Origin of the sequence: Nonomuraea sp. NPDC049480, from assembly GCF_044465905.1 — a bacterium.
Taxonomy (GTDB): domain Bacteria; phylum Actinomycetota; class Actinomycetes; order Streptosporangiales; family Streptosporangiaceae; genus Nonomuraea.
On the sequence record NZ_JBITMD010000009.1, the window covers coordinates 52,431 to 69,764 of the forward strand.

Sequence of the window (17,334 nt, forward strand, 5' to 3'; positions counted from 1 at the left end):
AGGTGGGCAAGTCTCCGAACTCGGTGCTGGCCAACGTCCTGACCCAGCCGCTTGACCTGATCGGCGCGAGCCTGCGGGAGGAGCGGGCGCAACTGGTCGTGCTGGAGGTGGGCGCGCAGCTGAACGCACCGCCGCACGTGGGCACCGGCCTGGTCCTGGCGTGTTGCTTCGCGCTGGCCGGCCGGATCCAGGCCGCGTACGGCGTGCCGGCGCGGGTACGGTTCACCGCGCTCGACAACGCCCCGCACGAGCTGCGCGCCGATCCGGCGCTCGGGCACCTGTACCAGCGAAGCGTGCACCACGCGTGCGGCCCGTCAGCCGCGGCCGGGCTGCTCGAACGTCACTACCGGCCACTGCTGGAGGCATTCGCGCGGGGCGGAGCGGTGCCGTACGAGGTGGAGACCTACACGCAGGCGCAGAGCGCACCGGAGTTCCGCCGGGAGTTCCTGTCCAGCCTCGCCGCCATGGACCTCATCGGGCCCGCGCTGTCGCCCGCGGGCGGGCAGCCGCACCTGCGGTTTCCGTGCCCGGCGTGCGGCTGGGCGGAGAAGCGGGCCGAGCGCACCCGGGTCAGCGCCGCCGGGCCGCGCCACGCCCGGGTGCGGGCGGTGTGCGTCGAGCACGGCCCCTACGAGATGACCCTGACCGAGGAGCCCGGACCCTACGTGGATCTGGCCACGCTGTACCGCAACTACGTCAAGGAGCGGATCGCACTCGGCCGGCGGGGGACACTGCCGGTCATGGTGAAGGGCGCCGACTGGGCGCTGGCCTCACCGCTGGTGGACCGCGCGCTCAGGCGCGCCGGCGTAGATCCCCCGCCGCGGATCTTCTGCCCGATGGTGCTGGACGGCACCGGCGCGAAACTGGCCAAGTCGCAACCTGGCGCGACAGCGGCTCCGGACGCTTCTACGCTGTTCGGGCTGGCCCAGCGGCTGCTGGCCGATCCTCGTGACTTCTTCCGCCACTACACCGTCCAGGAGATCGACCGCCTCATGAACGACGACACGCGCACGTGGGACCTGACGCTGTTTCGCGAATCGTTCGACCTGGTCAGGTCCGGCCGCAAGAGTGTCGAGGTCCGCGTCTCCTATCCGAAGTTCCGCGACCTCGCGCCCGGGCACCGGATCCGTTTCACCAGCGACGGGCTGCAGTGCCTAACGCGGGTGCGCAGACTGGCCCGCTATACCAGCTTCGAGGAACTGCTGGACACCGAGGGGGCAGAGCGGGTCAATCCGGACGTGGGACGCGATGAACAGCTGGGCCGCATCCGCACCATCTACCCGCCGGAGAAGGAGACGCTCGGCCCGCTCGCGATTGAGCTTGAACTGGTGTGAAAGGTTCAGGCGACGACGCCTCCTGCGCGGCCGCGACTGCTGGGCCAGGCCGGGGCGCGCCACGGGCATCTTCCCGGGGCGAGTGCAACGGCTGATCAGCATCTCCGATACCCTGGGCAGCCCTCTCGCCGCCAGGGCCTCGGCCTGCTGGAACGCAGCGGTGACGGCCTATCGCCACGGACGCTCCGCCGACGCGCTGGTCCTGGCAGAGCGCGCCCTGGCCTTGTTCGGCGAGACCGATCATGCGCGCGACCTGGCCATGCTGCGCGCCGGCTACGGCCTTGTGCTCCTGGACGGCGACCCCGCCGAACCCGAGCGGGCACACGAGATCCTGCTCGACGCCCGCCACCGGTTCACGCGGCTGGGCACCCCCCGCTGACCCCCGCCCGATCGCCCAGCACCAGTCGTCGACGGTAAGCAAGTCGATCACTCTCAGTGTTGAGCACCCGGCCCGCCGCGCGCATCAACGCCAGATATGCGCACGCCTCGACATGCAACTCGAGGTCCTCATCGACCACCACCCACGGCACCGACTCGTCGGCGGCCACCGCCCGCTCAGGCCGGTAGTACCGAGGCAACGCACCTGACATCGCTTACGTGCCTGAAGACCCCTGAATACTGTGAAGGGAAGTCCGCGCCCACGTTGCTTGCCTGACATGACTGACTACTAAGAGTCACCCAAGATGACCCGGGGACCGCCTAACCTTCCAGGCCCCGCGCCACCTCGGCCAGCGCGGAGCCGGCCAGGTCGAAGCCTCCGACGTGGGCCAGGTAGTCGCCCTTCACCAGGGGGTCGCCGATGTAGACGCCGCCCGCCTGCCGCACCAGCAGGGCTCCGGCGGCCACGTCCCACGGGTGGGACCCGGTGCCGTACGTGGCGTCCGACCACCCCGCGGCCACGTGTGCCAGGTTGAGTGCCGCGCTGCCGGGCCGCCGCACCGTGGAGAAGGACTCCAGGAACCGCCGGTAGCGCCGCAGCGCCTCCTCGCCTTCGCTGTCCAGGTCCTGCGGCGTGGGGTAGGCGCACAGGAGCATGGCCTCGCGGTCGGTGGCCGCGCCCCGGCTGCGGATGGGGGTGCCGTTGCACCAGGCTCCGGCGGTGGTGGCGGTGAACTCGTCGTCGCGCACCGGGTCGTACACCACCCCCGCGACCAGCTCGCCGCGGACGGCGGCGGCGATGGAGACGCAGAAGAACGGCAGGCCGGCGGCGAAGTTGGCGGTGCCGTCGATGGGGTCGACGTACCAGGTGAGGTCGCCTGAGCCGGTGGCGCCGCCCTCCTCGCCGACGATCGCGCTGCCCGGCACGCGAGCGTCGATGACCGAGCGGATGGTCTCTTCCGCGGCGCGGTCGTGCTCGGTGACGGGGTCGTGGAAGTCGCGTTTGGTGCCGACCTCGGGCCGGGATCTGAACGCCTTGCGGAGCCGGGGGCCGACGGACCTGGCCGCCTCGGTGGCGGTGTCGAGCAGCTGTGTCGCATCCATGTTCCCTCCAGCCTAGCGGCCCGGGCCGGGGCGGCCACGGGCGGGCCGGACGACGTTTGTCAGGACATTCTGACCTCGGTTAAGCTGATCAGCATGACCGCGAACCTCGCCATCGACCTGGATCGATCCAGCCCCGTGCCGCTCTACTTCCAGGTGGCCGAGCAGATCGCGGAGGCGATCCGGCGAGGTGATCTGGCGCCCGGCGCCCGTCTCGACAACGAGATCCTGCTGGCCGACAAGCTCGGGCTGTCCAGGCCGACGATCCGCCAGGCGATCCAGTATCTCGTGGACAAGGGGCTGCTGGTCCGCAAGCGCGGCGTCGGCACGCAGGTCGTGCACGGCCAGGTCAAGCGCTCGGTGGAGCTGTCGAGCCTGTACGACGACCTGCGCCGGGCCGGCCAGGAGCCGGCCACCCAGGTCCTCGCCCTGGAGCCGCGGCCGGCCGAGGAGGAGATCGCCCGCGTCCTGGGCGTGGAGACCGGCGCCCAGATCCTCTACCTGGAGCGCCTGCGCTTCGCGGCCGGGGAGCCCCTGGCCGTGCTGCACAACTGGCTGCCGATCGGGCTGGCCCAGCTGAGACCCGCCGACCTCGAGGGCCGCGGCCTGTACGAGCTGCTGCGCGGCGCCGGTGTGCGGATGCGGGTGGCCAACCAGCGCATCGGGGCGCGGGCCGCCACGCAGACGGAGGCCCGGCTGCTGGAGGAGCGCCGCGGCGCGCCCCTGCTCACCATGATCCGCACCACGTATGACGACCAGGGGCGCGCGGTCGAGCACGGCTCGCACGTCTACCGCGCCTCGCTCTACTCCCTCGAGGTCACCCTCATCGAGCGCTGACCCGCCCGCCCGGAACGCGCACGACACGCTCATCGCCCAGCACCTGGCTGACGCTCACGCGCAGGTTCCGTCTCCGCGGCGGCCGCCTGTCCGGCGGCGAGGAAGTCACGCAGGTCTTCGTCGCTGCCCAGCAGTGCGCCCTCGGCGGCCCTGGCGAGCTCGGGCCCGCCGGTCTTCATCAGCTCAACGGCCGTGCGCCGCCCGGCCGACCCGGAATCCACGGCGACGCGCGAACCCACCGCGGCACTGGACGCGGCGGCCGCTCCGGAATCCATTCCGGCGAACAAGGTGACCGCGGTGATGACGGCGGCTAAACCACGCCGGTTGACAGCACGCACGGTGCACCTTCCCTCAGGCCGCTGACAAACGGAGAAACAGCCGTGTAGCGGCGGGGTTGTGGCCCACCGACCCAATTGCGCGGGAGAGAAGCACCGAACTCGCAGCCGCGCCGGCCGTCCTCTTCCGGGGCGCCGGCCGCCCCCGGGCCGGGCGGCCGGAACGGTCACCGTTCGCTGTCGAGCATGGTCATCTGCGCGGCGGCGTACCGGTCGCCCGCGGCGGCTCCCGGGGGAACGGCCGCCTCGATCCCAGCCAGTTCCTCCGCCGTCAGCCGCACGTCCAGCGCGCCCAGCGCCTCGGCCAGCCGCTCGCGGCGCCGCGCCCCGACCAGCGGGACGATGTCGCCGCCCTGCGCGAGCACCCACGCGATGGCCAGTTGCGCGACCGTGACCCCCTTCGCCTCGGCGAGCGCCTTGAGCGCCTCGACGAGCGTCAGGTTGTGGGCGAGGTTGTCGCCGGAGAAGCGCGGGCTGAAGGAGCGGAAGTCGCCGGCGGCCAGCTCGCGGTCCTTGGACCAGTGCCCGCTGAGCAGTCCTCGCGACAGCACCCCGTAGGCGGTGATCCCGATGCCGAGCTCCCTGCAGGCGGGCAGGATCTCCCGCTCGATGCCCCGGGACAGCAGGGAGTACTCGATCTGGACGTCGCGGATCGGGTGCACGGCCTGGGCCCGCCGGATGCTCTCGGCCCCGGCCTCGGACAGCCCGATGTGCCGGACGTGCCCCTTCTCGACCTCCTCGGCGATGGCCCCGATGGTCTCCTCGATGGGGACGTTGGGGTCCACCCTGGCGATCCGGTAGACGTCGACGTGGTCGGTGTCGAGCCGGCGCAGCGTGTACGCCAGCGACGTCTTGACGGCCGCGGGCCGCCCGTCGTACCCCAGCCAGTTGCCGTCGTAGTCGCGCTGCGCGCCGAACTTCACGCTGATCAGCACGTCGTCGCGGGAGCGGCCCTTGAGCGCCTCGCGGATGAGCAACTCGTTGTGCCCCATCCCGTAGAAGTCGCCGGTGTCGAGCAGCGTGATGCCCGCGTCGAGCGCGGCGTGGATGGTGGCGATGGACTCGGACATGTCGGTCGGGCCGTACAAGTCGGACATCCCCATGCAGCCCAGGCCGAGATCGGACACGACAGGTCCGCCGTTTCCCAGAGTTCTCATGCGGCCAGTATGCCCATTGGAATGACAGATTTCAATTTCTGTCATTCCGCGGCGAGCCGGTCGAGGTCGCCACGGGACGTCACGCGGATGAAGGTGAGATGCGCGTTCGCCGGGTCGGCGGCCGCGCGCCGGTAGCGGTCGCGGTATTTCTCATGGGCCGTCCAGGCGTAGTGGATGATCGACTCGTCCCGCCGGAGGAGGAAGCGGAACGACTCCCGGTTGCCGTTCCACAGCTCCGCGCCGGTGGCCATCCGCCGCAGCGTCCTGCCCAGGAGCTGGCGCATCACGGCGGGCCGCGGCAGGTCGATCCACACCACGGTGTCGGCGCGCGACCACACCAGGTCCTGGACGAGGGAGTAATTGCCGTCGATCACCCATCCCCCGCCGGCCGTGAACCGCTCCACCTCCGCGCGGAACTCGTCCGGCGGACGCGGCGCCCAGCCGGGCATATGGAAGATCGAGTCGAGCTCGAGCCAGGGAACGCCCAGCCGCTGGGCCAGCCTGGCGGCCAGGGTCGACTTGCCGGAGCCCGAGTTGCCGACCACGGATACGCGTCGCACCGGGCCACTGTAGTCAACGGCGCAGCATCGCGACGGCCCGCGGCGCCGATGAGCCATCCGTCACATCCGGTACCGGCGAACAACCGGTGATCTCCTGATCGTCTCCCACGTCTGCGACGTCCAGCGCGAACGCGGCGATTGATCAATGGCAGCCAGGGGCCCAGCGTGCAACCGGGGATCAAGTGGTGTGCAAAGCGGTCTGCGTAGAAATACCTAGGAAGATGCGAGATGCCCCAGCGGGGGCGGTGGAGAACCGAGGAAGACCATGAGCACGGGAATCTGGATGTCACTGGCGATCACGGGCGGGACGATGCTGATCCTGGCCTGTGTCGGGCTGCCGTTCCTGATCATCGCACGGAACGGGCAGCGGCTGATGGCCACGGGGATTCCCGCGCAGGCCGTGGTGCAGTCCATGGCCGACACCGGCGTGACGGTCAACGGGCAGCCGCTGGTGAGCTTCGTGCTCGGTGTGCGGATGCCGGACGGGCAGGCCTACCAGGTCACGCACCGCCAGTCGCTCCCGCGCATCCCGATGGGCGTCGTGGCGCCCGGCGCGACGGTCCCGGTCAAGGTGGACCCGCAGCGTCGCGACCGCGTCCGCATCGACTGGGCGTCCTGGCGGCCGATGCCCTACGGAGTATGACCACGGCGATCTCGATCATCGGCCGTCCGGCGGGAGCCCGGCGGCCGTTTTCGCGGTTACGTTCTCTTGAATCAGCTTCCTGACCCTTGGCAAGGCACTGGCCTGACACCTAGTGTTCAGTGCAATGCCACACATTACTGGGAAGGTGCCCTCGTCCGGCGGGCCGGGTGCGCCGGCGGCGACCGGCGGGCATGCCGTCGGACAACGCCAAGACCTGGACGTTCACGCTCAGGGACAAGGTGTTGCCGGAGGACGGCACGCCGATCACCGGCGAGGCGGTGAAGTTCGGCGCCTCTCGTTCCTTCGACCCCGAGGCCGGGATCGGCTCGCCGTACGCCCGCCTGCTGCTGGACGCGCCGAAGGACTACATGGGCCCGTACCTGTCCGGCGATCTCGACACCATCGAGACGCCCGACGCCAAGACGGTCGTCTTCCATCTGAAGAAACCTTTCGCCGACTTCCCGAGCGCGCTGACGCCGGCCGACAGGTGTTCGACGATCCGCGTGACGACTACACCAGGACGCTGCCGGCCGCCATCCCGCGCATCGACCCGGAGTGGGACCGCCGCAGGAGGGGGAGCGCATGATCACCGCCGAGTACACCATTCCCGGGATGCGGGTGCGCGACCACGTCGTGGAGGTGCCGCTCGATTGGTCGGACCCGGGGCCGGCGATCGAGGTGTTCGCCCGCGAGCTGGTCGCTCCCGCCCGCGATCGGGAGGAGCTGCCGTGCCTGCTGTTCCTGCAGGGCGGGCCGGGTGGCAAGGGACCGCGGCCGGTGGGCACGTCGGGGTGGCTGGGGCGGGCGCTGGAGACGTACCGGGTGATCCTGCTCGACCAGCGCGGCACCGGCCGCAGCTCGCGGATCGACGGGCGGGTGATGAGCGCGCTCGGCGCCGGGGAGGGCGCGGAGTACCTGGCGCGTTTCCGCGCGGACTCGATCGTGGCCGACGCCGAGCATCTGCGCACCACCGTGTTCGGTGGCAGGCGGTGGTCGACGCTGGGGCAGAGTTACGGCGGTTTCCTCACGCTCACGTACCTGTCGGACGCGCCCGGAGGGCTGAGCGCCTGCTACGTGGCGGGCGGCCTGCCGGCGCTGGAGCCGGACGCCGAGGAGGTCTACCGGCGCACCTATCCGCGGGTCGCGGCGAAGAACGACGCGTTCTACCGCCGCTACCCGCACCATGCCGAGACCGCGGGGCGGCTCGCCGACCGGCTGGCCGAGGGCGACGTGCGGCTGCCGGACGGCGACGTGCTGACCGTGCGGCGGCTGCAGTCGCTCGGTCTCGACTTCGGTATGAAGCCGGGTTATGAGCGCATGCACTGGCTGCTCGACGAGGCCCTGCCGGACGGGACCGGAGGCCTGCCGGAGACGTTCCTGCACCAGGTGCTGGCCCGCACCTCCTTCGCCGACAACCCGCTGTTCGCCGCGCTGCAGGAGAGCACCTACGGCTGCGGCCCCGGCGCGACCGCGTGGGCGGCCGAACGGGAGCGGGCCCGGCATCCGGCCTTCGCCGAGGACGCCAGGCCGCTGCTGTTCACCGGGGAGATGATCTACCCGTGGATGTTCGCGGAGATCCGCGTGCTGCGGCCCTTCCGCGCCGCCGTCGAGCTGCTGGCCGAGCGGGCGGAGTGGCCGCGCCTGTACGACCTGGACCGGCTGGCCGCCAACGAGGTGCCGGTGGCGGCGGCGGTCTACTTCGACGACATGTACGTAGACTCCGGCCTGCAACTGGACACCGCCGCCCGGGTGGGCAACACCCAGGCGTGGGTGACCAACGAGTACGAGCACGACGGCATCGGTGAGGACCGCGTCTTCGCCCGGCTGACGGATCTGGTCCGCGACATGGGAGGAGGAATCACCGGTGAGTGACGGCAAGCTGCCCAAGCTGTCGGAGATCCCCGCGTTCACCGAGTACATCGCCCAGGGCTGGGACACCCCCGCCCGCACTCCCGACCTGGTGCCGGGCGCCGCCGGGGCCGCGGCCGCCCACCGGGCCCGGCTCGCCGCCACGCTGCCCGGGCGGACCGTCGTGGTGGCGGCCGGGCAGGCGCCGGTCCGCAGCAACGACACCGCCTACGACTTCCGTGTGGACAGCGACTTCTTCTGGCTGACCGGCTGCGCGGCGGAGGACGCGGTGGCCGTGATCGCCGGCGGCGAGGCCACCCTGTACCTGCCGCCGCCGGCCCGCCCCGGCGACCTCGGTTTCTTCTCCGACGCCGTCCACGGTGAGCTGTGGGTCGGCCCGTCGCCGTCGCTCACCGAGTGGGCGGCGGCCCTGGGCGTCGAGGTCCGCCCGCTGCCGGACTTCGCCGGGCCGCCCGCCGGCGCCCTGCTCGCCGGAGCCTTCCCGGAGCCTTCGGAAGAGCTCGGCCGGACCCTGGCCGAGCTCCGCATGGTCAAGGACGACTGGGAGATCGCCCAGCTCCGCGAGGCCGTGGACCGTACCGTCGAGGGCTTCGCCGCGGTCCTCGCCGAGATCCCGGCCGCGGTGGCGGGCGGCGGCGAGCGCTGGCTGCAGGGCACGTTCGACCGCTACGCCAGGACGCACGGCAACGGCCCCGGCTACGCCGGCATCGTGGGCGGCGGCCCGCACGCGCCCACCCTGCACTGGGTGCGCTGCGACGGCCCCGTACGCCCCGGCGAGCTGCTGCTGCTCGACCTGGGAGTCGAGGCACGCAGCCACTACACCGCCGACGTCACCCGCACCTTCCCCGTGTCCGGGTCCTTCTCCCCCGTCCAGCGGCAGGTGCACGACCTGGTGGAGCGGGCGCACCGGGCCGGGATGGCCCAGGTCGCGCCGGGCCGCGCTTTCACCGGCTTCCACCACGCCGCCATGGAGGTCATCGCGCGCGGCCTGCACGACTGGGGGCTGCTGCCGGTCTCGGTGGACGAGGCGCTGTCCGGGGACGGCCAGCACCACCGCCGTTACCTGGTCTGCGGCATCGGCCACCACCTGGGCCTGGACGTGCACGACTGCGCCCGATCCCGCCCGGAGGCCTACCACGGCGCCCGGATGGCGCCCGGCATGGTGCTGACCGTCGAGCCCGGACTGTACTTCCACGCCCACGACCGCACGGTGCCGCCCGAGCTGCGCGGGATCGGCGTGCGGATCGAGGACGACCTGCTGGTCACGGCGGGCGGCGCGGAGGTGCTGTCGGACGTCCTGCCGATCGACGCGGCCGGACTGGAGAAGTGGGCTCAGGCCGTGCCGGTGTAGCGGGCCTGGCGGGCGGCCGCGGTCAGGGCGGCCGCGCGGGCCGCCTCGGTCGGGGTGAACGGCAGCTCGGGCCGCCTGATCAGCAGGGCGCGGTCCGGGTTCACGGAGATCACCATGGTCGTGTTGAGCTCGGCGCCCTCGTCCACGGTGTCGCCGGGCCGCCGCCATTCGACCTGTGAGACCCGCAGCAGCTCGGCCATGGCCTCCGGCAGCCGGTCCGGGTCGGCGCCGACCCGCTGGGCCAGGATCAGGGCCTGCACGCCGGGGTCGGTGAGGTCCTTGACCTGGGCGGGAACGATGACGACGTCGTGCCCGCCGGCCTCGGTCAGCGCCTGGGCGAGCACGCCGAGCGCCAGATCGGGCGGCGCCTCGATGACGAACTCGTCGAGCGCGTCGCAGCCGGCGGGCGTGATGGCGCTGCTGCCCGTCGGCGCGATGTGCAGGGCCAGGATGTTGCAGCCCAGGCGGCCGAACGCGCCGGCCACCGTCGCCAGCCGGCCGGGACGCTCCACCACCCGCATGCGGATGCGCCACAACATCATGGCCGCTCCCGCTCCCCCGTCCACGGGGAGCGAGGCGGGGTTCCTGCGGGCCGGCCGGCGGCCCAGCCGCTTGTGGAGCGCGGCGCCGAGGATCAACGCCGCGCCCAGCCCGACCAGCACGACGGGCCCCGGATCCCGGTGCCCGAGCAACGTCGCGAGCAGGTGCGCCAGGCCCACCGCGAGGAACAGGGCGGCCAGCTCCACGATCTCTCGCCGCCACGACCGCGCCTGCCGGCCGCCATGTCCGGACCGTACGTGAATGACTTCGGGTGCATCGCTCATGGCACCCAGTCTCCGCACGGGTTGTTACATGATCACGGCAGGCGCGGTTGCGGCGGCATTAAAGCCCGTTCACCGCACGGCCCTGCTTTTACCTCCTCGTGTGCACGACGATCTCACCGCCGCCGACGTCGCCCTGGTTGTCGTAGACGACCTCGCCGCTCCCGTCCTTCCAGATCTTGATCTGGAAGCGGTCGGGGTCGCCGTCGAAGGCGGTGACCGCGAAGGCGTACCCGGACCTGCCGTTGACCTCGCCGGCGCCCCGGAAGCGGACCTCGCCGCCGCTCACCACGAGCCAGTCGTACCGGGTGGCCGTGAACAGCAGCTTCCCTGCCGGGAAGGTGAACACGCTCTCCCCGGACGGGCTCGTGGAGCCCGGCTTGTACGCCGACACGAACGCGAACACGGCCTTGCCCGCCGCCGACGGCCGGCCCGGCTGGGCGCCCGCCGGCGAGTCGATCCAGCCGACACCGGTGACGAACCCGGCCGCCGGGTCGTAGACGACGACCGGACCGGCCGTCACCACGACCTTGCCGCCGTCGTCGTCGGCGACCGTGATCACCGGCTGGTAAATGCCCGCCTTGGCGTAGGCGTGCCCGTCCGCGCACGCTCCCGTGGCGCCGTCCTTCCAGTCCACCTCGCAGGTGTGCGTGTCGGCGGCCCCCGGGTCGGTGTAGGTGACCGTCACCTCGACGGGCTTGCCCGCCGCGACGGGATCCTGCGAGGCCGACGCGCCGGTGACGACCGGGTCGGCGTTGGCCACGGTGACGGTCGCGGCGTCCTTGCTGCGCCCGGCGGTCAGCGTGACCCGGTACGTTCCGTCGTCCGTGCAGGTCACCGTGGTCTGCGGCGCCCCGGGGTCGGCGAAGGCGCACGTGCCCTTCGCCCCGTCGCCGGCCTCGTACCGCCAGGCCGGGGTGCCGGCTCCGGAGAACGTGCCGGTCAGGCGGATCGGGGCGCCTTCGGCGCCGGAGGCGTCGGGGCCGGCGGTCACGATCGCGACGGGATCGACGCTCTCCAGCGTCGGCGTCACGGTCTTGATCAGGCCGTCCTCGCCGAACTCCAGCCGGTCGATCGTGGTCTCCCGGTGCGTCCCGTCGCCGCCGGGGATGGCGAAGCGGTGGTAGGCGATGTACCAGTCGTCGGTTCCGGGCACCCGGAGCACCGAGTGGTGCCCGGTGCCCTTGATGCCGGACGAGAGGTCCTTGCGCAGGATGACGCCCCGCTTCGTCCACGGGCCGAGAGGCGTCTCGCCGGTGGCGTAGGCCACCTGGTAGTCCTCGCTGCGGGTGTCGTTCTCCGACCACATGAAGTAGTACGCGCCGTCGCGCTTGATCACGAAGGAGCCTTCGTTGTACCCGGCCGGTTTGTACGTCTTCACCTTCGCCGCGTCGAAGGACACCATGTCGGCGTTCAGCGGCACCTGGTAGGAGTTGCCGTTCCCCCAGTACAGGTAGCGCCGGCCGTCGTCGTCCTGGAACACGGCCGGGTCGATCATCTGCCCGGCGTACGTCCCGGCCGGGACGAGCGGCTTGCCGAGCGCGTCCCTGAACGGGCCGGTCGGGGAGTCCGACACGGCCACTCCGAGGTGCTTGGCGGTGTTGCCGGCGGCCAGGCCGCCGCTGAAGTAGAAGTAGTACTTCCCGTCCTTCTCGGCGATCGCCGGTGCCCAGGCGCTGTTGTCCGCCCACGACACGTCGGGCCCCAGGTCGAGGATGACGCCGTGGTCCTGCCAGTGCACCAGGTCGGTGGAGGAGAACGCCTTGAACCGGGTCCCGCTCCAGCCGGCGAAGCCGTCCGTGGTCGGATACAGGTAGAACCGGTCGCCGAACACCGCGATGTTGGGGTCGGCGTACAGGCCGGGCAGCACCGGGCTCTTCATGACGAGCGCGGTGACCTTCCACTCCCGCTTCGTGCCGTCCGCGCCGGTCACGGTGTAGGTGACGGGCTCGGTGAAGTCCCGCTCGGCGCCCGAGGCGGGGCTCACGGTCGCGCCGGGCGCGAGCGTGAGCTGCGGCGCCAGCTTGGTGACGTCGGTGCCCTCCTTCAGCGGCAGCCTGATCTGGCCCGTGCCGGCGTCCACGATGGCGTCGACCTTGAGTTCGGGCAGGGTCACCTTGGTGATCGCGGCGGGGTCGCCGCCGAGCGCGTAGACCTCGGCCGCCGGCAGCGCCCGCCCGTAGACGCGGAAGTCGTCCACCTCGCCGGCGAAGTACGGGTCCTCTGTGTACAGTGACCTGCCGATGTGGCCGCCGTAGGACTTGGCGGCGTCGTACAGGTCGGACGGCTTGACGGTGACGTTCGCCGCGCGGGCGATCTCGACGCCGTCGAGGTACATGACCGCCGTCTTCTGCGCCGAGTCGAGGGTCACCGCGACGTGCTTCCATTCGCCTCCGGGCAGGGCCGCCGAGTGCCGCATGGACGACTCCGCCTGCCAGCTGCCGGTGGTGATCGCCGAGAACAGCACGCCGGCGCCGTTGCGGGGCCCGGTGAAGAGGTACTTGTCGCGGTCCGGGCCGAAGCCGTAGATCCACTGGTTGGCCGTGGTGGAGGCGTTCCACTTGACGTGGAAGGCCACGGTCAGGTCGGAGACGTCCTTGAGCACGCCGTTCGGGACGGTGACGTACGGCGCGGTCGTGGACGTGCCGGCGCCGCCCGCCATCTTGAACGACGCCCCGTGGACGCCGTCGCCCCAGGCCGGGGTGCGCTCGTAGGAGCCGTCGTGGCCGCGGCCGGAGGCGTCGCGGGCGACGGTGCCGCCCTTCTCGTCGAAGGTGTAGTGGAGCAGCAGGTCGGCCGGGATCGCGGTGGTGGCCTCGACGGGGATGGTGACGGTCTTGGAGCCGTCGGCGGTGCGCACCGTGATCTCGGTCTTGCCCGCCTTGACGGTGGTCACCAGGCCGGCGGCGCTGACCGTCGCGACGGACGGGTCGGCGCTGGTCCAGGTGAGCTGCCTGGCGGTGGCGTTCGCGGGCTCGACGACGGCCTTGACCTGGCGGCTCACGCCGACGCCGAGACGCAGCTCGGCCGGCGAGACGGTGAGGCTCTGCACCGGCACGCCCTCGGCCGACACGGTGACCGTCGCCTTGGCCCGCACCGACGCGCCGTCGGGCAGCGTGCCCTGCACGGTGAACGTGCCCGCCTGGGCGTAGGCGGAGGCCGGGACCTCGTCCCAGGTGACGGCGACCGAGCCGGTGCCGCCGTCGGCGAACGTCGCGGTCACCTTCTCCGGCAGGACCGGTGCGTCACCGATGCCGGTGACGACCTTGACCTCCTCGGTGCTCTCCACGAGCTGGCCGGGCGCGTAGGCGCGCAGCAGCCGGTCGTACTCGGCCTGGGTGACGTTGGTGACGGTGCCGTGGCGGGGCCTGGCGGGCAGCGAGTAGTTCGCCGACGGCGTCCAGGTGCCCGAGGCCAGGTTCGTCGACTCGAACGGGATGTAGCCGCGCCCGCCGAACTCGTCGATGAACAGGTACCACTTCTCCTGGTCGTTGGACTTGAAGATGGTCGGGCCCTCGCCCTGGCTCATGGCGCCCTTGCCGATGCACTCCGACAGGAAGTCCCACTTGGTGTTGAGCAGCGAGGTGGACGTCTCGGACAGGATGAACTTGCTGCACGGGGTGGTCGAGGAGTTGTTCCGTTCGTCCTTGGTGTAGCGGTAGTACGTGCCGCCGTGCTTGATGAGCGTCGAGTCGATCACCGAGTAGCCCGGGTCCACCCACACCTTGGGCTCACTGAAGGTGCGGAAGTCGCGGGTCGTGGCGTACATCATCCGGTTGTATGTGTTGCCCGTGTGGTTCGGGTCGTCCTCGGCGTACAGCTTGGAGGCCCAGAAGACGACGTAGGCGCCGAGGGTCTCGTCGTAGTACGCCTCCGGCGCCCAGGTGTTGCCCGCGGTGTCGGGCGAGACCTTCACCAGCCTCCCCTCCCCCCAGTTGACCAGGTCGGTCGACTCCCACACCATGATCGACTTGCTGCCGGTGCGCTGGGCGGCGTCCCAGTTGCCGTTGCCGAAGATCCGCAGGTCGGTGGCGATCTGGTAGAACTTGTCGCCCTCGGGCGAGCGGATGATGAACGGGTCGCGCAGCCCCTTCTCCCCCAGCGTGGAGGTGAGCACCGGCTTGCCGCCGTTGAGCTCGCGCCAGCGCAGCGGGTCGTTGCCGCGGCTGAGGGCGAAGTAGACCTGCTCGCCGTCCGTGGTCCCCTCGCCGGTGAAGTAGCTGAACAGGTAGCCGGTGTAGTCCTGCCTGGCCGGCATCTCGGGCACCTCGGCGGTGAACTCGCGGGTGGCGGTGGCGGCGTTCTTGGTGACCGTGGCGATGAGCTTGACCGTGACGGCGCCGGCGCCGTGGGCCGGGCGGGTGACCTCGCCGGTGGGCGTGACGACGGACGGCTTGTCGGAGACCCAGGCGACCGTGGTGCCGTTCTCGCCGGTGACGGGGAGTGTGAGGTTGCCGCGTACGTCGTCGATGCCGTGCACCTTCAGCACGGCCGCCGCCGCTTCCGCGATCTTCCCGTCGTCGTCCTGCGCCAGGACCGTGATCTCGAACGTCTTGGTCTCGGTGAGCGTGCCCCGGGCCAGCGTGGCCGTGAGCGAGGCCCGCGCGGCAGGCTGCCCGGCCGGCGGGCGGGTGACCTTGCCGGACGCGGTGATCACCGACTCGTCGCTGGTCGCCCAGGTGACCTTGGACCCGCCGGGCGCCCTGGCCGGCAGCGTCAGGTCGGCGGTGACGGCGCCGGTGTCGCCGAGGGTGAGGGCCTGCTTGTCCGCCGCGAGCGCCGCGGTGACGGTGGGTTGCGCCACATCCTTCACCTCGCCGGCGGCCAGCGCCCGGTCGTAGATCCGGAAGTCCCGCAGCCTGCCCTGGAAGAGCCGGTCCGCGGAGTACAGCGACCGCCCGAGGTAGTTGGCCGTGGTCGTGCCGCCGCCGATCGTGCCCGGCGTGATCGTCACGTTCGGGTTGCGGGCGATCTCCACGCCGTCCTCGTACAGGATCCCGGTGGTGCCCGCCTGGGTGTAGACGAGGTGCTTCCAGCCGCCGCGGGCCAGGGTGTACGAGGTCGACACGCGGGTGTTCTGCTCGGTCGACCAGTTGCCGGTCGCGAGCGCCACGCGCAGGTGGTCACCGGTGGCGAACAGGTAACCGTTGCCGGCGGAGCCGCTGGTGTTGCCGAGCCCGTAGATGAAGTACGGGGTGCGCTGGCCGGCGTCGACGAGCACGTCCGTCGAGACGGTGATCGCGTCCATGCCCTTCATGACGTCGTCGGGCAGCTCCACGTCGGTGTCGACGCCGTTGAACCCGAGCCCGTCGCCCCAGCCGGGCGTGCCGCGCACCGTGCCGTGCCGGGCGCCGCCGGACGAGTCCGCCGCCACCGCTCCCGCCTGCTCGTCGAGCTTGTACCACAGCACCGGGCCGTCGGCGGCCGCGTGAGCGGGCGCGGCCACGAGCGACACCGTGGTGGCCAACGCCGCCAGACACGCCAAAGCGCGTCGTCGCATCTGCGACTCCTCAATTGTTAGCGCTAACATCACCGTGCGCGTGAAACGTGTTGCGAGAGTGTTAACCGCAGGGACGCCCAGCGTCAAGAGGGGCGCCGTCGCGGAGGGTGAACGATCTTCTCGGTGGAGTTCCCGGGATGGACGACGATCAGGTGCTCCCCGGTGCGGGCGCCGGAAGCGCGCCGGAACGCGGGAGCGCCACGGCGGCGAGGCAGTGCACAGCGATGACGGAGACCAGGCGTTCATGAACGGCGCATGAATTCTGCCGTACGGTCGGCTTTCCCCCCGCGCGAACCCCCCGATCGCCATTCCATAATCCAATCCATGGGGGATATTTCACGAAACGGGGTTCGATGAAGCGGTGGATCGGCGTCATTTTGGCGGTGGTTCTCGCCGGGGTGGCGGTGGTCGCGATACTCCTGGGCGGGCGGGAGGATCAGGGCCAGAAGGTGGCCGTGGTACGGGGGGTCATCGGGTCGGAGAAGAAACCGTTCTTCGACGACCCGCGGGTCAAGGCGGCCTTCGCCAGGCACGGCCTGCGCGTCGAGGTGGACACCGCGGGATCGCGCCAGATCGTCACCGACGTGGACCTGGGCGAATACGCCTTCGCCTTCCCTTCCAGCGTCCCGGCCGCGGAGCGGATCAAACGCGATCGCCAGGCGACGACGACGTTCTCGCCGTTCTACTCCCCGATGGCGGTGGCCACGTTCGAGCCGATCGCGGCTCTGCTGGCGAGGGCCGGCGTCATCAGCGATTCCGACAAAGGCTACCAAACTCTAGATATCAAGAAATATTTAGAATTAGTAGCCAAAGGCACTCGATGGGATGAACTACCTGATAATTCGGCGTACCGCGCCCGCAAACGCGTCCTGCTCACCACGACCGACATCCGCACGTCCAACTCCGCCGCCATGTACCTGTCGGTGATCGGTTATGTGGCCAACGGCGAGGACGTCATCAGCTCCGACGCGCAGATCGCCAAGATCGCGCCCATCGTCGCCCCGGCCGTGCTCGACCAGGGCTTCGCCGAGTCGACCAGCGAGGCGTCGTTCGACGACTACCTGGCGCTGGGCGCGGGCAAGACGCCGCTGCTGGTCGTGTACGAGGCGCAGTACCTGTCGCACGTCTTCGCCGGCGACGGCGCGATCAAGCCGGACATGCGGCTGGTCTACCCGTCGCCCACGGTGCTCAGCAAGCACACGCTGGTCCCGCTCGACGGGCAGGGCACCCGGGTCGGCGAGCTGCTCACGAAGGATCCCGAGCTGCTCGCCCTGGCCGCCGCGTACGGCTTCCGCACCACCGATCCCCAGGCGTTCACCGGCCTGGTGGCCAAGACCAAGGCGCCGGCCGCGGCCGACCTGGTCGACGTCGTCGAGCCGCCCACGTACGAGCGGCTGGACAAGCTGATCACGACCATCGACGCCACCCGGCCATGAACGAGGAGATTC

Annotated in this window: 13 protein-coding genes and 1 pseudogene; 8 read left to right on the top strand and 6 right to left on the bottom strand. The window is 71.1% G+C overall.

All coding sequences use genetic code 11. The annotated features are described in order from the left end of the window. Positions 1 to 2: 2 nt before the first annotated feature. Both ACIBX3_RS25795 and ACIBX3_RS25800 read left to right on the top strand, forming a co-directional pair. On the top strand, positions 3 to 1,334 hold the full coding sequence (locus ACIBX3_RS25795; RefSeq protein WP_397121134.1) for an ASCH domain-containing protein: 1,332 nt from the start codon (positions 3 to 5) through the stop codon (positions 1,332 to 1,334). Between the two features lie 82 nt (positions 1,335 to 1,416). Then, positions 1,417 to 1,713 (top strand): hypothetical protein, encoded by a 297-nt coding sequence (locus tag ACIBX3_RS25800; protein ID WP_397121135.1) that lies wholly within the window; start codon positions 1,417 to 1,419, stop codon positions 1,711 to 1,713. 320 nt (positions 1,714 to 2,033) lie between these two features. Here the strand turns inward: ACIBX3_RS25800 and ACIBX3_RS25805 are convergent, their stop codons facing one another. After that, entirely contained in the window at positions 2,034 to 2,816 is a 783-nt protein-coding gene (locus ACIBX3_RS25805; protein ID WP_397121137.1) for an inositol monophosphatase family protein, read from the bottom strand. Between the two features lie 93 nt (positions 2,817 to 2,909). On the opposite strand from ACIBX3_RS25805, the gene ACIBX3_RS25810 reads away from it, so the two are divergent. Continuing rightward, the gene (locus ACIBX3_RS25810) at positions 2,910 to 3,650 is read left to right on the top strand and encodes a GntR family transcriptional regulator (RefSeq protein WP_397121139.1); all 741 of its coding nucleotides are present in this window, start codon (positions 2,910 to 2,912) and stop codon (positions 3,648 to 3,650) included. 29 nt (positions 3,651 to 3,679) lie between these two features. Here ACIBX3_RS25810 and ACIBX3_RS25815 read toward each other — a convergent pair whose 3' ends face one another. From ACIBX3_RS25815 to ACIBX3_RS25825, 3 genes are all read right to left on the bottom strand, one after another. Further along, positions 3,680 to 3,988, bottom strand: coding sequence for an ALF repeat-containing protein (locus ACIBX3_RS25815; RefSeq protein WP_397121141.1), 309 nt, complete (start codon positions 3,986 to 3,988; stop codon positions 3,680 to 3,682). Positions 3,989 to 4,152: 164 nt separating this feature from the next. Beyond that, positions 4,153 to 5,142: an aldo/keto reductase gene (locus ACIBX3_RS25820; RefSeq protein WP_397121143.1), complete on the bottom strand. Its 990-nt coding sequence runs from the start codon at positions 5,140 to 5,142 to the stop codon at positions 4,153 to 4,155. A 41-nt stretch (positions 5,143 to 5,183) separates the two neighbouring features. After that, entirely contained in the window at positions 5,184 to 5,702 is a 519-nt protein-coding gene (locus tag ACIBX3_RS25825) for a hypothetical protein (RefSeq protein ID WP_397121145.1), read from the bottom strand. 265 nt (positions 5,703 to 5,967) lie between these two features. Between ACIBX3_RS25825 and ACIBX3_RS25830 the strand changes: the two genes are divergently transcribed. The 4 genes and pseudogenes from ACIBX3_RS25830 to ACIBX3_RS25845 all read left to right on the top strand — a co-directional run bounded on the left by ACIBX3_RS25830 (position 5,968) and on the right by ACIBX3_RS25845 (position 9,565). Next, positions 5,968 to 6,345 (top strand): hypothetical protein, encoded by a 378-nt coding sequence (locus ACIBX3_RS25830; RefSeq protein ID WP_397121147.1) that lies wholly within the window; start codon positions 5,968 to 5,970, stop codon positions 6,343 to 6,345. Positions 6,346 to 6,536: 191 nt separating this feature from the next. Beyond that, positions 6,537 to 6,812 (top strand): annotated as a pseudogene (locus tag ACIBX3_RS25835) (ABC transporter substrate-binding protein); the annotation flags it as partial. A 115-nt stretch (positions 6,813 to 6,927) separates the two neighbouring features. Next, entirely contained in the window at positions 6,928 to 8,217 is a 1,290-nt protein-coding gene (locus tag ACIBX3_RS25840) for an alpha/beta fold hydrolase (protein ID WP_397121149.1), read from the top strand. Then, positions 8,210 to 9,565, top strand: coding sequence for an aminopeptidase P family protein (locus ACIBX3_RS25845; protein ID WP_397121151.1), 1,356 nt, complete (start codon positions 8,210 to 8,212; stop codon positions 9,563 to 9,565). The genes ACIBX3_RS25840 and ACIBX3_RS25845 overlap by 8 nt, the downstream gene beginning before the upstream one ends. Here ACIBX3_RS25845 and ACIBX3_RS25850 read toward each other — a convergent pair. Next, a complete protein-coding gene (locus ACIBX3_RS25850) occupies positions 9,547 to 10,389 on the bottom strand; it encodes an ACT domain-containing protein (RefSeq protein WP_397121153.1) in 843 nt (280 codons plus the stop codon). The genes ACIBX3_RS25845 and ACIBX3_RS25850 overlap by 19 nt on opposite strands. A gap of 88 nt (positions 10,390 to 10,477) precedes the next feature. Then, positions 10,478 to 15,886 (bottom strand): family 43 glycosylhydrolase, encoded by a 5,409-nt coding sequence (locus ACIBX3_RS25855; protein WP_397121155.1) that lies wholly within the window; start codon positions 15,884 to 15,886, stop codon positions 10,478 to 10,480. Positions 15,887 to 16,239: 353 nt separating this feature from the next. On the opposite strand from ACIBX3_RS25855, the gene ACIBX3_RS25860 reads away from it, so the two are divergent. Next, positions 16,240 to 17,322 (top strand): hypothetical protein, encoded by a 1,083-nt coding sequence (locus ACIBX3_RS25860; protein ID WP_397121157.1) that lies wholly within the window; start codon positions 16,240 to 16,242, stop codon positions 17,320 to 17,322. Positions 17,323 to 17,334 lie beyond the last annotated feature (12 nt).